The sequence below is a fragment of the Mammaliicoccus sp. Q-M61 genome (assembly GCF_022386055.1).
GTDB lineage: Bacteria > Bacillota > Bacilli > Staphylococcales > Staphylococcaceae > Mammaliicoccus > Mammaliicoccus sciuri_A.
Map to the genome: position 1 here is coordinate 1 of NZ_JAJNJL010000041.1, position 278 is coordinate 278.

Annotated in this window: 1 rRNA gene; it reads right to left on the reverse strand. The window is 35.3% G+C overall.

What is annotated here, in order from left to right:
- Positions 1–190 precede the first annotated feature (190 nt).
- A 5S ribosomal RNA gene (rrf, locus tag LQ677_RS14615) occupies positions 191–278 on the reverse strand; the annotation flags it as partial.

The following is a 278-nucleotide window of genomic DNA, read 5'->3' on the forward strand; positions in this document are numbered from 1 at the left end:
TACTTTCAGTACTCAATTATTGGAATTAACGTTGACATATTGTCATTCAGTTTTCAATGTTCATTTTGTCTCACAAGAAACTATTATACACTTGTTATATTCTTGTGTCAACATTTAATTCAATTTATTTTTCAAGAAAATTTCAAGAAAATTTCAAGAAAAAAAGACCCAAGGGTCAAAATTGAATTTTGCCCGGCAACGTCCTACTCTCGCGGAACGTAAGCCCAACTACCATCGGCGCTAAAGAGCTTAACTTCTGTGTTCGGCATGGGAACAGG